Source organism: Anaeromyxobacter sp., assembly GCA_016718565.1.
GTDB lineage: Bacteria > Myxococcota > Myxococcia > Myxococcales > Anaeromyxobacteraceae > JADKCZ01.
The window spans coordinates 596,070-610,152 of the sequence record JADKCZ010000002.1 but is presented as its reverse complement, the minus strand read 5'-3'; the positions used below and the strand labels follow the sequence as shown (position 1 = coordinate 610,152).

Sequence of the window (14,083 nt, the reverse complement as noted above, 5' to 3'; positions counted from 1 at the left end):
GCGCCATGAGCGTCGCCCGCATCCTCATCGTCGAGCCGGACGGCCCCTTCGCGCTGTCGCTGGCCTCCTTCCTCAGGGAGGACGGCCACCTCACCGAGGTGGCCGGCAGCGCCGGCGAGGCGGAGCTGGCCCTGGCGGCGCGCCCGCCGGCCCTCCTGCTGGTGCGGGCCGAGCTGCCCGACCTCTCCGGCTTCTCGCTGTGCGCCCGCCTGCGCCACGGCGCGGCCACGGTGGGCCTGCCGCTGATCCTCTACAGCGGCGAGACCGCCCCGGCCTCCCTGGCGGAGCACGCCCGCACCCCCTACGCGGCCAGCGCCTACCTGGCGCTGCCGCTCGACACCGGGGCGCTCAGGGGCCTGGTCCGGCGCCTGCTCGAGGAGGCCGAGCCGGGCGAGCTGGACGAGGCGGACCTGGAGGAGGTGGCGGCCCCGGCCGCGCCGCCGCGCTCCGCCGGTCCCCCGAGCCTGCCGCGGCGCGTCCGGCGGGACGCCCTCACCGAGGCCGACCGGCTCTTCGCGGCCCGTGCCTTCCAGTCGGTCGGCGAGCGGCGCGAGGAGCTGGCGGCCGAGGCCGAGCGGCTGCGCCCGCCGCCGCGGCGCGAGCTGCTGGCCACGCCGGAGGGCCGGGTGGCGCTGCTGCGCGAGGAGCTGCGCTGGCGCGAGGCGCAGCTGGCCCGCCTGGCCGAGCTCTGGGAGGTGCGCGAGCGCGAGGTGGCCGGCAGCGACGAGCGGGTCCACGCCGCCGCGGTGGAGGCGCAGCGGGCCCGGCTGGAGGCGGAGGAGCGGCAGGGCCAGGTGGTCGAGCTGCGGGCCAGGCTGGAGGTCCGGGAGGCGGCCCACGGCGCGTCGGTGGACGGCCTGCTGCTGGAGAAGGCGCGCGAGGAGAAGGACCTCATCGAGGTGGTGGCCTCCACCGAGAAGCGGCTGCACGAGCAGGCGGCCCTGCACCGGGCGGCGCTGGCGCGGGAGGCGGCCCTGGCGCGGCAGCTGGGCGAGGCCACCGAGCGGGTGGCCGGCCTGGAGGAGGAGGTGGCGGCGCGCGACGCCCTGCTGCGCCAGGCCCGGCGCGAGCAGGAGCGGCGCTCGGCCGAGCACTCCCAGGAGCGCCAGGCCGCCATGGTGCAGGAGTCGGCGCTGCAGGCCGGGCTGGACCGCGCCCGCTCCGACACCGAGGAGCTGTCGGCCATGCTGGCCCGCGCCACCGGCGAGCGCGACCAGGCGCTGGTCAGGGCCGCGGCGCTGGTGGCCGAGCTGGCCGCCGCGACGGTGGCGGGTGCCGCGCCGGTGGTGGCCGCCGAGCCGCTGGAGCGTGCCGACCCGGTGGCGGGTGCCGGGCCGGTGGCGGGGGCCGAGGCGTCCGTGACTGAGCCCGCCGAGGCGGCCGTGCCGGCGCCCGCCGAGCCCGCCGAGCCCGCCGAGCCCCGGGCCAGCTGAGCTCCGGCCATACGAGCTCCGGCCATACGAGCAGGCCGGCCGCCCGCCCTACGGCGCTCCGGTGCCCTGCAGGTCGCGCCGCCGCTCCGGCGCGGTCCGCATCCCGGGCTGGTGCAGCCGCACCGCGTCGCGTCCGGCCTGCTTGGCCGCGAACAGGGCCGCGTCCGCCGAGTCCACCAGCGAGGCCAGGTCGCGGGCGTCGCCGGGGAAGCAGGCCCCACCCACCGACACCGTGATCCGCCCGCCCGGCGCCGCCTCGAAGCCCGACCCGGCCACCGCCGCCCGGAGCCGCTCACCGGTCTCGGCGGCCTCGCCCGGGCCGGTGCGCGGCAGCACCACCGCGAACTCCTCGCCGCCGTAGCGCGCCACCAGATCCACGGCCCGCACCTCGCGCCCGAGCAGGGCCGCCACCTCGCGCAGCGCGGCGTCGCCGGCGGCGTGCCCGGCGGCCTCGTTGAGCTCGCGGAAGCGGTCCACGTCCACCAGCAGCAGGGCGAAGGGCTCGCCGAAGCGGGCGGCCCGCTCGTGCTCCAGCTCCAGGCGGGCGAAGAGCTGCCGGCGGTTCTGCACGCCGGTGAGGGTGTCGGTCTGGGAGAGCCGCACCATGGCCTGGTGCAGCCTGGCGCCCTCCACCGCGGTGGCCACCTGCAGGGCGGCCGACTCGATGAGGCGGCGCTCGGGCTCGCCGAAGCCGCCGGCGCGCCCGTAGAGCATGACCCCGGCGCAGCCCTCGCCCTGCAGCAGGGGCGCCGCCAGCACCGAGCCCGGGGCCGGCGAGGCCCAGGGCAGCGCGGCGGCGGCCTCCTCCCCCTCGGCCACCAGCACGCGCCGCTCGGCGGCGGCCCGCCCGGCCAGCCCGGCCGCCAGGGCCAGCCGCGTGCCGGCGATGGCGCCGTCCAGCCCGGCCACGCCGCGGACCACCCACTCCTGGGTCACCTCGTCGGCCAGCAGCAGGGCGAAGGAGGTGCCGGGCAGGCGGGCGGCCACCAGCTCGGCCAGGCGCCGGGCCAGGGTCTCGAGGTCCATGGCCGCCGCCAGCGCGCCGGCCAGCCGGTGGAGCAGCTCCAGCTCCTGCACCCGCGCCTCCAGCTGGGACTTGAGCGCCAGCTCGCGCTGCAGGGCCGCCAGCGAGGCCTCGTCGTCGAGGCGGCGGGCGTGCAGGTCGGTGATGGCGGCCATGGTGGAGTTGAAGGTCCGGGCCAGGTCGCCGAGCTCGTCGGCGTCGTCGGCCGGGAGGCGGTGGAGGAAGTCGCCCTGGCGGGCCCGCCGCAGCGAGGCGGACAGCCGCTGCAGCCGCTGCTCCAGCAGCACCCGCACCGCCACCGCGTGGATCAGCGCCATCAGCGCCGCGAACAGCAGGACGCCCAGGATGGCCAGGCGGAAGGCGGGCTCCAGCCCGGGGGCCTCCACCTGGGCCTCGTGGCGGAGCCAGAGGACGCCGGCGAGGGCGACGACGATGCTGGGGAGTCCGACCGCCACGAGCAGCTTGCGGCCGATGGAGCGCTGGATGGAGCGGAGCATGGTCCTCGAGCGTGGCGCGGCAGCCTATCAAGGCGCCTGCCATCCGCGCTATGCGTGGCCGGTGGAGATCCTCGAGAGCCGCCTGCTGGCCGGCCTGCCCCACGGCTTCACCACCCGCGCCGGGGGCGCCTCGCCCCCGCCCTGGGACGCCCTCAACCTGGGTGACCTGGTGGGCGACGACCCCGCGGCGGTGGCCGAGAACTGGCGCCGGCTGGAGGCGGCCACCGGGCTGGCCTTCGCGCGGGTGCGGCAGGTGCACGGGGTGGCGGTGGCCCGCGCCGAGGCCCCCTCGGCTCCCTGCCAGGAGGCCGACGCGGTGGTGTCGGTCCGGCCGGGCCTGGCGGCCTGCGTGGCGGTGGCGGACTGCGTGCCGCTGCTGCTGGCCGCGCCGCACGGCGCCGCGGTGGCGGCGGTCCACGCCGGCTGGCGCGGCAGCCTGGAGCGGGCCGCGGCGGCGGGGGTGCGGGCCCTGGCGGGAGCGGCCGGCGTCCCGGCCGGCCGGCTGCGGGCCGTGGTGGGGCCCTCCATCGGGCCGTGCTGCTACGAGGTGTCGCCCGAGCTGGCGGCCCGCTTCGAGGCCGCCTTCGGGCCCGCCGTGGTGGTCCGCGCGGGCGGGGCGGCGCCGCGCCTCGACCTGTGGGCCGCCAACCTTTCGGCGCTGCGGGAGGCCGGGGTGGTGGAGGTCGAGGTCCTCGGCCGGTGCACCGCGTGCGAGCGCCAGGCCTTCTTCTCCCACCGCCGGGACGCCGGCCGGACCGGGCGGATGGTGGCCTTCGCCGCGCCGCCGCCGATATCGGCGCGGGGTGCCGTTCCTTGACCCGGCCCCGATCTCACCTAGAATTTTCCGAGCCTTGAGCCCCTTCCCCCCAGAGGCCGCGCTCGTCGCGGCGCTCCTCGTCGCCGGCTGCGCCGGCGCGGACGCGCAGGCTCGCGGCGAGGTCGAGGTGCTGCGCGCCGAGCTGGGCCAGGTGCGGCAGGAGAACCAGGCCCTGCAGCGCACGCTGGAGGGCCTGGCCGCCCGGGTGGACCTCTTGACGGCGCGCCTCGGCCGCGGCGCCGAGCCGGCCGCGGCGCGGCCGGCCGGCGCTGGCCTCCCGGAGCCCGCCACCCTGGTGCCGCAGGGGCTCGAGGTCGTGAAGATGGGGCCGCCGCCGGCCGAGCGCCAGGCGCCCGCCGGGCTCGCCGTCATCAAGGTGGAGCCGTCCCGGGCCGAGCGCCCGGCCCGGCGCCCGCCACCGGTGCCCACCGCGGTGCCCATCCAGGAGCCGGATCCGTCCCGCCTGGAGGCGCTGGGGCGCCGCGGCGGCCGCGAGCTCTCGGCCGAGGCCGAGGCCGAGCTCAAGGCGGCCCGGCGCGCCGCCGGGCTGGACCGCGCCCACGCCCTGGAAGACTTCGTCGGCCGCTACCCGCACCACCCGCAGGCCGCCGCGGCGCTGGTCGAGGCCGGCGACGCCTACGCCGAGTCCGGGCGGGACGCCGCCGCCTGCACGCTGGCCCGCCGCGCCCTCGAGGAGTACCCGGCCGGCCGCGCCATCGGCGACGCCATGGAGCGCCTGGCCACCTGCGAGGCGCGCGCGGGCGACGCCGACGCCGAGAAGAAGGTCCTCACCCGCCTCGTCACGCAGTTCCCCGGCACGCCGGCCGCCCGTCGGGCAGGCGACCGGCTGGCAGCCATCTCCGGAGGCACCGACGGCGACTCGCCGGCCGGCACCCCGGAAAGGAGTGGTCCATGAAGCGCACCACCAGCCTCCTCCTCGCAGCGCTCCTCCCGGTCATGGCCTCGTCGCAGCCGGCGGCGCCGCCGCCGGCGGAGGGCTCGGCCACCGCGCCGGATGGGGGGAGGGCCGCCGTGCCGCCGCCCGACGCCTACACCATCCGCCCCGGCGACACCCTGTGGGACCTGTCGGGCCGGTTCCTGAACAACCCCTGGTACTGGCCCAAGGTCTGGGCCTTCAACCCGGAGATCACCAACCCGCACTGGATCGAGCCGGGCAACGTGCTGCGGTTCTACCCGTCGGCCGAGGAGGCGCCGGTGCGGGTCGACGCGGCGCCGCCCGGCATCGCCGTGTCCGACGAGCCCGACGAGCCCGCGCTCGAGGCGCCCAGGGAGCTGGAGGACTTCTCCCGCGCCGACATGGGGACGCCGCAGCCGCTCGACGAGGCCGAGGAGGTGGCGGTGGCGGGGCCGTACAAGGTGGGCTTCGTGGCCCCCCGCACCGTGGTGGCCCGCCGCGACGCCTTCGTCACGCCGCGCGAGGTGGAGGCCTCGGGCAGCCTGGTGGCCGCCTTCGAGGAGAAGCTGCTGCTCTCCACCGAGGACCGGGCCTACGCCCGCTTCCAGAAGGCCGCCGAGGTGGTGCCCGGCGAGACCTACGTGGTCTATCGCACCGAGCGGAAGATCACCCACCCGGTCACCAACGAGGTGCTCGGCTGGCAGTCGAAGATCCTGGGCACGGCCCGGGCCGTCAAGGTGGACCAGAAGGCCGTGACGGTGCTGATCGGCGCGACCTACGAGCCCATCGAGCGCGGCGACCTGCTCGGCCCGTGGACCGACCGCTTCCTCCGGCCGGTGGCGCAGCGCCCCAACACCCGCGACCTGGCCGGCCACATCGTGGCGGCCAAGGTGGACATCCTCACCATGCTGGGCGAGCAGCACGTGGTCTTCGTCGACAAGGGCAAGGCCGACGGGGTCGAGGAGGGCAACGTCTTCCGGGTGGTGCGCAGCGGCGACCTCTACGACCTCGAGCTCGGGGTCATCCCGGCCGACGCCGGCCTGCCGAACGAGGTCATCGGCGACCTGATGGTCATCGACGTGAAGGAGACGGTCTGCACCGCGCTGGTCACCCGCAGCCTGCGCGAGCTGGCGGTGGGCGACCGGGTCGAGATGCGGGTGGCCGGCGGCGCCGGCGGGAACTAGCGGGCCGCGCGGGCCGCGGCGGCGCCGCCCGGCGCATAGAGCGGGGCGGCCGCCTCGGCCCAGAGCCGCTGCATGGCCACCGAGCCAGGGCCGTCGGGGTGCAGCCCGTCGTGCAGCTGCCCGGGCCGCGCCTTGAACCAGGCGTAGAGGTCCGGGCCGGGCAGGAGCCGCTGGCCCCGCACCACCTCGTCCACCACCTCGTTCTTCACGGCCACGTAGTCCTGGCCGTACTTGGTCTGGTACGGGATGTTCGACAGCAGCGGGATCTTCCCGGCCGCCCGGATCTTGCCCACCACGCCCAGCAGCGCCGCCCGCAGCCTGGGCAGGTCGGCGTCGTTGGAGCCGATGGTGACCGCCACCACCCTGGCCTCCGGGTAGAGGGCCAGCACCTCGTCCACCCGGTCGATGGCCTCCCAGCTGCGCAGGCGCGGCAGGCCGGCGTTGACCATGACCGGGAAGTAGCCGGGGCGGGCGGCGGCCACCGCGCGGGCGAAGCTGGGCTGGTGGTCCGGGGCCCGGTCGTAGACTCCCGCGGCGATCGAGTCGCCCAGGAAGACCCAGACGTCGTCGCCGCCCCGCGACAGGTCGTGCACCTCGAGCTCGTCGAGGAAGAGCCCCCACTCGTTCACCCTGGCCGGCAGGCGGGTGACGACCAGCCGGACCCAGCGCTGCCCCTCGAACCCGATGGCGTGGGCGCGGGTGCGGGCCGGGTTGTCCCGCACCTCGAGGGCGGTGCGCCAGGCGCCGTCCGCGCCGTCGCTGGAGTCGGCGCTGGTCTCCAGCCGGTAGTCCACCGGGGCGCCGTAGAACTGCTCGAAGAGGTCGTGGTTGTGCGAGGAGGTCCAGGCCACCAGCACGCGGGTCAGGCCGGGGGGCAGCTTCACCGCCGCCCAGGCCGGACGCTCCGGCGAGGGTCGGCCGCCGCCCCAGGCGTCGGTCCGGTAGGCGCCGTCCACCAGCGCCTCGGCGCCGCGGGAGGAGGCGGCCACCGGGCAGCCGCGCGACACGAGCGGGGTCGGGACCAGCGCGCCGGCCGGGGTGGGGCCCGCCCCGACCACCGGCCAGCAGGCGGCTGGCCGCGGCGCGAGCAGGGCGCCGAGCGAGAGGGCGGTGAGGGCCGCGGCGAGGGGCAGGGCGGTGAGCGCGCCGGCGCGAGGCGGGGAGGGATCCATGGGGGCGCACTCTAGCGCGCCGCCCCGCGGCCCCGGCTACAGGAACGGCTGGGCCTCGGGGGCGCGCACGATGAGCCGCTCCAGGTCGGCGCGGGGCGCGGGCCGGGTCGGCGGGGTGGCGCCGGCGGCCCGTTCCTCGCCGGGGCCGGCGGCCCTGGCGCCCGGCTGGCCCTGGCGCTTCTGCTGGGAGGCGCGCAGCTCCATCTGCGTGGCCGCGGCGGCGGCCGCCAGGTCGGCGGCGGAGGGGTCGGAGGGCGCCAGCGCCGCGGCGCGGACCCGGCGGGCGATGGCGATGGTCTCGTCGGGGGTGCGCCCGGCGCGCGACTGCAGCGGCACCTCGCCGCCCACCGCGTAGCTGCGCCCGTCCGGCCCGACCTGGTAGCTGAAGGTGGCGGCGCCGGTGAGCTCGCCGCCGGCCGCCTGGTGCGCCGCCTCGTGCTGCCGCACATGGGCGTCGCGCTGGCGCAGCTCGGTGACCTGCCGCTGCTGCTCGGTGGTCAGCTTGGCGCCGCCGGCGACCTGGCCACCCGCGGCCGCGGCGCCCTCCTCTGGTGCCGCGGCGCCAGCCTCGGCCCCCTCGCCCTGACCGCGCTCCACCGCCTCGACGGCGCGCAGCTGGCGGCGCGCCTCCGGAGACAGCGAGACGCGGTCGGCGGGGAGCAGCGCCTCCTCGGTGGCACGCTCCACGGGCGTCCTCGTCGAGAAGTACTCGACGACCCGTCGCGGCGCGGTGATGGAGAGGACGCTGAGCACGGAGGCCTGGACTCCCTGGCTGCTGGAGGAATCATACACCTGCAGCGCGGCCGCGCGGGAGCCGCGCCCGACCTGCGGGGAGGTGCTGGAGCGGGGTGCCAGGGGACCCGGGACGATCATCTCCACTCAATGTAGGACGGGAGCGGTCCGGGTGCGCCGACCCGAGGGGGGCGCGTCGACGCCCCTTGCCGCCGGGCCTCGCAGGCGGCATCTGTTGGGCGCTCCATGCCGCCCACGCTCGCGTTCCTCGAGGTGTCCCGGACCTTTCGGACCCCCGGCGGGGCGCCGCGCGAGGTGCTGCGGGGCGTGAGCGCCGAGGTGGCGCCGGGCGAGGTGGTGGCGGTGACGGGCCGGAGCGGCTCCGGAAAGTCCACCCTGCTGCACCTGGCCGCCGGCATCGACGAGCCCGACGCCGGCGCGGTGTCGCTCATGGGCCACCCCCTGGCCGACCTGTCCGACCGGGCCCGCACGCTGCTGCGGCGCGACCACGTGGGGGTGGTCTTCCAGTTCTTCCACCTGCTCGGCCACCTCACCGCGCTCGAGAACGTGCTGGTGCCGGCGCTGGTGGCCGGGGATCCGCCGCCGGCCGCCGAGGCGCGGGCCCGGGGGCTGCTGGCGCGCGCCGGTCTGGAGGGGCGCGAGGAGGACGCGGTGGCGCGGCTGTCGGGCGGCGAGATGCAGCGGGTGGCGCTGTGCCGCGCGCTGCTGCGGCGACCGGCGCTGCTGCTGGCCGACGAGCCCACCGGCAACCTGGACGACGCCGCCGGCGAGCAGGTGGCGGCCCTGCTCTTCGGCCTGGCGCGTGAGGAGGGGAGCGCGCTCCTGGTGGTGACCCACAGCGCAGACCTGGCGGCCCGGGCGGACCGGACCTGGCACCTGCACGCCGGGCGGCTGGAGCGCCGGTGAGGCGCTACCTGGCGCGCGCCGTGCTGAAGGAGGTGCGGGCCGCCCCGGCGCTGCAGGCGCTGGCGGTGGGCGGGGTGGCGCTGGGCGTGGCGGCGGTGCTCTCCATCCAGCTGCTCAACGGCAGCGCCCTGGGCGCCTTCGACGGCACGGTGCGCGCCGTCTCGGGCGACGCCGACCTCTCGGTGCTGGGCGTGGCCGGCCACCTGCCCGAGGAGCTGCTGCCGGAGGTGCTGGAGACGCCCGGGGTGGCCTCGGCGGTGCCGCTCTACCGGGTGGAGGTGGCGCTGGACGGTCGGGCCGGGGCGCTGGAGGTGGTGGGGGTGGACCTGCTGGCCCCGCTGCGGCTCCCCTGGTCGCAGCCGCAGGGCGCGCTGGCCGAGGCGCTGGGCACGCCCGGCTGGGTGGCGGTGACGCCGGCCCTGGCCGCCGAGCAGGGCTGGCGAGTGGGCGACGCGGTGGCGGTCACCAGCGGCTCGCGCCGCGCCACCCTGCGCATCGGCGCGCTGGTGGACTTCCAGCGGCTGGCCCCGCTGGCCTCCCGGCGGCTGGCGGTGATGGACCTGGCCCAGGTGCAAGGGCTGCTCGGCGCCCCGGGCCGGCTCCACCAGGTGGACGTGCGGGCGGCCCCCGGCGGCGACGTGGCGGCGCTGTCGGCGCGCCTCTCGGCCCGGCTGGGCGATCGCGCCCGCGTCTCCTCGCCGGAGCAGCGCACCGTGGAGGCGGCCGGGCTGCTGGCCGCCTTCCGGCTCAACCTGACCGCCCTCTCGCTGGTCTCGCTGCTGGTGGGGGGCTTCCTGGTGCACGCCTCGGCCCGCGCCTCGCTGGTGCGGCGGCGTGAGGAGCTGGGCATCCTGCGGACCCTGGGCGCCACCCGCGGGCAGGTGGTGCGGCTGGTGCTGGGCGAGGCGGCGCTGCTCGGCCTGTGCGGCACCGCCGCCGGGATCCCCCTGGGGTGGCTGGCGGCGCGCGGCAGCGTGGGGGCGGTGTCGGGCACGCTGCGCACCGTCTACCTGCTGGAGGGGATCGACGAGGTGCGGCTCGGCCCGGCGCTGGTGGGGCTGGCGCTGGCCACCGGGCTGGGCGGCGCGCTCCTCGGCGCGCTCCTGCCGGCGCTGGACGCCTCCCGCAAGGACCCCAAGGCGCTGCTGGCGCCCATCACGCTCTCCGCCGAGGGCGAGCGGCGCGCCCCCCGGCTGGCGCTCCTCGGGCTGGCGCTGCTGGTCGCCGCGGCCACGCTCCACCTGGCCATCGGCGCCTGGTGGCGCCCCTCGGGCTTCGCCCTGGCCTTCGGCATCCTGGCCGCCGCCCCGCTGGCGGCGCCGCTGGCGCTGCGCCACCTCTCCAGGCTGGCGCGGCCGCGCCGGCTGGGGGTGCGGCACGGCCTGCGCACGCTGTCGGCCCGGCTGCCGGCCACCGCGCTGGCGGCCGGGGCGCTGGCGGTGGCGGTGGCCATGCTGGCCGGGGTGACGGTGATGGTGGGCAGCTTCCGCGAGACGGTGGCGGGCTGGCTCGACCAGACCCTGCTGGCCGACGTCTACGTCACCAGCCCGTCCTGGCGGCGGGCCCGGGCCGAGGCCACCCTCGACCCGGCGCTGGTGGCGCGGCTGGCCGCCTGGCCGGGCGTGCGCGCCGTGGACCGCCTCCGGCAGGTGGAGGGGCTGGCGGCCGGGCGGCCGGTCTCCATCGCCGGGCTGGACGCCGCCGTGGCCGGCGCGGAGGGGCGGGTGCTGCTGGCCGGGGGCGATGCCCGCGCCGCCTTCGAGGCGCTGCGGACCCAGGGGGCGGTGCTGGTCTCCGAGCCGCTGGCCCGCCGCGCCGGGCTGGTCGCCGGCGCCGAGGTGACGGTGCGGACGCTGGCCGGCGACCGCCGCTTCCCGGTGGCCGGCGTCTACCGCGACTACGGCAACGAGCGGGGCGCCCTGCTGATGGACGAGCGCCCGTTCGCCCGCGCCTTCGGCGAGGGGCCCCCCTCCAACGTGGCCCTCTACCTGGCGCCGGGGGCCGACGTCGAGCAGGTGGTGGCCGACCTGCGCCGGGCCTTCGAGGGCACCCCGCTCCTGCTGCGCTCCAACCGCACCCTGCGGGCCGAGGTGCTGGCCATCTTCGAGGAGACCTTCGCGGTGACCCGGCTGCTGCAGGTGATGGGGCTGGTGATCGCGGTGGCCGGGGTGGCGCTCTCGCTCCTGGTGCTGGCGCGCGAGCGCTCCGCGGAGCTGGCCCTCTACCGGGCCCTGGGGGCCACGCGTGGGCAGGTCTTCCGGGTCTTCCTGGGGCGCGGGCTGGGGGTGGCGGTCTTCGGGCTGGCGCTCGGCCTGGTCGCGGGCGCCGGGCTGGCGGGCGTGCTGGTGCACCTGGTGAACCCGGCCTACTTCGGCTGGTCGCTGAGCCTGTCGTGGCCGGTGGGGGCGCTGGCCGCGCAGGCCGCCACCATCCTGGCCGCCGCCGCGCTGGCCAGCCTGGCCCCCGCCGCCCTGGCGGCGCGGGTGCGCGCCACGGAGCTCAGCCGCGATGCGCTCTAGACTCCTGGTGGGCGCGCTGCTGGGCGCGATCGCGGCGGCGACCGCCAGCTCGACCCCGACCCCGACCTCGACCTCGACCCCGACCTCGACCCCGGGTTCTGCACTCCCTCTCCCCTCAGGGGAGAGGGCCGGGGTGAGGGGAACCTCGAGCACGCGGTCGGCCCCCTCACCCCAACCCTCTCCCCCAGCAAGCTGGGGGAGAGGGAGCTCCGAGCGTCTGCTCCCTCTCCCCTCCGGGGAGAGGGCCGGGGTGAGGGGCGCTCCCGCGACCTTCCTCCCCGCCGATCCCGCCCACGCCTGGTCCTTCCCGCGCGATCACTTCGCCCGGCCCGGCTACCGCAACGAGTGGTGGTACTTCACCGGCACGCTCGCCGGGACGGCCGGCCAGCGCTTCGGCTTCCAGCTCACCTTCTTCAAGGTGGGGATCCTGCCGGCCCGACCGGCGCTCGACTCGGCGTGGGCGGCGCCGGGGGCGGTGATGGCCCACCTGGCGGTCACCGACGTGGGGGGCCGCCGCCACCGCTTCGCCGAGGTGGTGTGGCGCGAGGCGCCGCTGCTGGCCGGCTTCGGCGCGGCCCCCGGGCCGCGGGTGGCCTGGGCGCAGTCCCCGCCCGGCAGCCCCGGGCGCTGGACGCTCGACGTGGCGCCGGTCGGCGGCGCGATCCCGGCGCGCACGGGCGGGGCGGGCGGCGCGGCGCCGGAGCCCATCACCTGGCGGCTGGCGGCGCGCGACGACGCGGTGGGCGTGGCGCTCCGGCTGGAGCTGACGCCGGCGCGGCCCACCGTGCTGCAGGGGCCGAACGGCTACAGCCGCAAGGCGGCGGCCGACGGGTTCGCCAGCGAGTACTACAGCCAGACGCGCCTGGCGGCGACGGGCGTGGTCGAGCTCGACGGGGTGGCGGCGGAGGTGCGCGGCGAGGCCTGGATGGACCGGGAGGTGGGCTCCTCCCAGCTGGCGCCGTCGCAGGTGGGCTGGGACTGGTTCGCGCTGCGGCTGGCCGACGGCCGGGACCTGATGCTCTACCTGCTCAGGCGGGCCGACGGCGCGGTCGACTGGCGCAACGGCACGCTGGTGGCGCGCGACGGCACCAGCACGGCGCTGCCTCCGGAGGCCTGGTCGATCCGGCCCACCGGCCGCTGGCGCAGCGCCGCGTCGGGGGCGGACTACCCGTCCGGGTGGCGGCTCGAGGTCCCGTCGGCGGGGCTGTCGCTCCAGCTCGAGCCGGCGCTGGCGGCGGCGGAGAACCGCTCGCGGCTGGTCGAGGGGCTCTCCTACTGGGAGGGGCCGGTCATCGTCAGCGCCGGCGGCGAGGTGGTCGGCGAGGGGTACGCAGAGTTGACCGGCTACGGCGCGGGCGGCCGCCTGCCGCTGTAAGCAGGACCTTTGTCCCAAGGTCGTGGGCTAGAACGCCGGTCAACGGAACGTCCGTGTGGTCCGGCGCCGCAGCCGGCCCTGGCGGTGCGCCGCGCGGCCCGGTGGCGCCGCTGGTGCTACACTCCGCCGGTCCGCCGGCCGTCCTCACGCACCGTGGCGCGGCGGCGCTCAACCGGTGCAGTCTCAGGGAGCAGGGCACGATGGGCACGGCAGCACCGTTGGACCTGGACAAGGCGATCGTGGACCTGGTCTCCCGTGGGGCGGTCAAGGTCCCGCCGTACCCGGCCGTCGCCTTCCAGATCGAGAAGCTGATCCGGGGCGGCGACTACGGGCTCGACGAGCTGGCCAGGATGGTCTCCTCCGACCAGGTGCTGTCGGCCGACGTGCTGCGGGTCTCCAACTCGGCCATGTACTCGCGCGGCGCCGCCATCAACTCGGTGAAGTCGGCGGTGGGGCGCATCGGGGCCAAGGACGTGGCCCGGCTGGCCCTGGCCTTCGGCCTGGGCGCGCACGCCACCGCCGGCGGCAAGCTGGCCCCGCTGCGCCGCCAGGTCTGGCTCGACTCGCTGGCCAGCGCGGCGCTCTGCCAGGCCCTGGCCCGCGGCCGAAACCTGGCGCCCGACGAGGCCTTCTCCGCCGGGCTGCTGCACGACTTCGGCAAGGTGGTCGCCATCGCCTGCATCGAGGAGCTGATCCACCGCCGCGACGACGTGGCCGCCAGGCCGGTGGAGGAGTGGAACGCCCTGGTGGACCGCTACCACGTGGAGCTGGGCGTGGTGATGGCGGCCCGCTGGGACCTGCCGCCGGTGATGGCCGACGTCATCTCGCTGCACCACGCCGACGCCACCACCGCCGCGGCCGACCGCAGGCTGGTGGACCTGGTGGTGGCGGTGGACGAGGTGACCGCGATGCTGGGCGAGCGGACCCACCTGGAGCCGGAGGACCTGGGCGCCGCCGCCTTCCTGCAGGGGTCCGAGGGCGAGGTGGTGTCGAAGGCGCTCGGGCTGCTCCCCTCCTTCGTGGCCTCCTTCGAGACCGCCGACGCCTGGAAGAGCGCCGGGGCGAAGTCGCTGGTGGCGGCCGCCCAGCCGCCCCGCAAGAAGGACGGCGCGCCGGCCCCGCCGCCCTGGCCGGTGGTGCTCACGGTGGGCGGCAAGGCCTCCGCCTACCGCATCCTGGGCGTGGCCTCCACCCACTTCATGGTCAACGGGGCCGCCCCGGTGCCGGAGAACATGCTGCTGGAGATGAAGGTGCAGTGCGACCCGCCGCTGGCCGGCTACGCCTCGGTCAAGCTGGCCTGGCCCGACCAGGGCGGCTTCACCATGCTGGTGCAGCCCTACGCGCTGTCCGGCGCGGCGCTGGACCGCTGGAAGGCCATCGTGGCCGACGCCGCGGCCGAGGCCTGAGTGGCCGGCCTGGCCGCCGACGCGGGCGCCTGGAGCGCCGAGGTGGACCTCGACCAGGCCATCGACGACCTGGTGGCGCGC

General features: G+C 77.7%; 11 protein-coding genes. 8 read left to right on the top strand and 3 right to left on the bottom strand.

What is annotated here, in order from left to right; translation table 11 throughout:
• Positions 1-5: 5 nt before the first annotated feature.
• A complete protein-coding gene (locus tag IPO09_09515; GenBank protein ID MBK9517574.1) occupies positions 6-1,433 on the top strand; it encodes a hypothetical protein in 1,428 nt (475 codons plus the stop codon).
• Between the two features lie 48 nt (positions 1,434-1,481).
• On the opposite strand, the gene IPO09_09510 is transcribed toward IPO09_09515, so the two are convergent.
• On the bottom strand, positions 1,482-2,954 hold the full coding sequence (locus IPO09_09510) for a diguanylate cyclase (GenBank protein ID MBK9517573.1): 1,473 nt from the start codon (positions 2,952-2,954) through the stop codon (positions 1,482-1,484).
• 61 nt (positions 2,955-3,015) lie between these two features.
• On the opposite strand from IPO09_09510, the gene pgeF reads away from it, so the two are divergent.
• Genes pgeF through IPO09_09495 form a run of 3 tightly spaced genes read left to right on the top strand, consistent with a single transcriptional unit; the run spans position 3,016 to position 5,871 of the window.
• Entirely contained in the window at positions 3,016-3,771 is a 756-nt protein-coding gene (pgeF, locus tag IPO09_09505) for a peptidoglycan editing factor PgeF (GenBank protein ID MBK9517572.1), read from the top strand.
• Positions 3,772-3,793: 22 nt separating this feature from the next.
• Positions 3,794-4,687, top strand: coding sequence for a tetratricopeptide repeat protein (locus tag IPO09_09500; protein ID MBK9517571.1), 894 nt, complete (start codon positions 3,794-3,796; stop codon positions 4,685-4,687).
• Entirely contained in the window at positions 4,684-5,871 is a 1,188-nt protein-coding gene (locus IPO09_09495) for a LysM peptidoglycan-binding domain-containing protein (GenBank protein MBK9517570.1), read from the top strand. The genes IPO09_09500 and IPO09_09495 overlap by 4 nt, the downstream gene beginning before the upstream one ends.
• Here the strand turns inward: IPO09_09495 and IPO09_09490 are convergent.
• The gene (locus IPO09_09490; GenBank protein MBK9517569.1) at positions 5,868-7,043 is read right to left on the bottom strand and encodes a hypothetical protein; all 1,176 of its coding nucleotides are present in this window, start codon (positions 7,041-7,043) and stop codon (positions 5,868-5,870) included. The genes IPO09_09495 and IPO09_09490 overlap by 4 nt on opposite strands.
• Before the next feature lie 36 nt (positions 7,044-7,079).
• Positions 7,080-7,796 (bottom strand): hypothetical protein, encoded by a 717-nt coding sequence (locus IPO09_09485; protein MBK9517568.1) that lies wholly within the window; start codon positions 7,794-7,796, stop codon positions 7,080-7,082.
• A gap of 225 nt (positions 7,797-8,021) precedes the next feature.
• On the opposite strand from IPO09_09485, the gene IPO09_09480 reads away from it, so the two are divergent.
• From IPO09_09480 to IPO09_09465, 4 genes are all read left to right on the top strand, one after another.
• Entirely contained in the window at positions 8,022-8,702 is a 681-nt protein-coding gene (locus IPO09_09480; GenBank protein MBK9517567.1) for an ABC transporter ATP-binding protein, read from the top strand.
• Positions 8,699-11,221 carry an FtsX-like permease family protein gene (locus tag IPO09_09475; protein MBK9517566.1) on the top strand — a complete coding sequence of 841 codons (2,523 nt, stop codon included), beginning with the start codon at positions 8,699-8,701 and terminating at the stop codon, positions 11,219-11,221. The genes IPO09_09480 and IPO09_09475 overlap by 4 nt, the downstream gene beginning before the upstream one ends.
• Positions 11,211-12,596, top strand: a complete 1,386-nt coding sequence (locus IPO09_09470; protein MBK9517565.1) for a carotenoid 1,2-hydratase — start codon at positions 11,211-11,213, stop codon at positions 12,594-12,596. The genes IPO09_09475 and IPO09_09470 overlap by 11 nt, the downstream gene beginning before the upstream one ends.
• Before the next feature lie 200 nt (positions 12,597-12,796).
• On the top strand, positions 12,797-14,002 hold the full coding sequence (locus IPO09_09465) for an HDOD domain-containing protein (protein MBK9517564.1): 1,206 nt from the start codon (positions 12,797-12,799) through the stop codon (positions 14,000-14,002).
• The last annotated feature ends 81 nt before the right edge of the window (positions 14,003-14,083 follow it).

Coding starts and splice junctions, on each gene's coding strand:
- IPO09_09465 (MBK9517564.1), top strand. CDS start 12,797: ATGGGCACGGCAGCACCGTTGGACCTGGACAAGGCGATCGTGGACCTG.
- IPO09_09515 (MBK9517574.1), top strand. CDS start 6: ATGAGCGTCGCCCGCATCCTCATCGTCGAGCCGGACGGCCCCTTCGCG.
- IPO09_09480 (MBK9517567.1), top strand. CDS start 8,022: ATGCCGCCCACGCTCGCGTTCCTCGAGGTGTCCCGGACCTTTCGGACC.
- IPO09_09510 (MBK9517573.1), bottom strand. CDS start 2,954: ATGCTCCGCTCCATCCAGCGCTCCATCGGCCGCAAGCTGCTCGTGGCG.
- IPO09_09495 (MBK9517570.1), top strand. CDS start 4,684: ATGAAGCGCACCACCAGCCTCCTCCTCGCAGCGCTCCTCCCGGTCATG.
- IPO09_09470 (MBK9517565.1), top strand. CDS start 11,211: ATGCGCTCTAGACTCCTGGTGGGCGCGCTGCTGGGCGCGATCGCGGCG.
- IPO09_09490 (MBK9517569.1), bottom strand. CDS start 7,043: ATGGATCCCTCCCCGCCTCGCGCCGGCGCGCTCACCGCCCTGCCCCTC.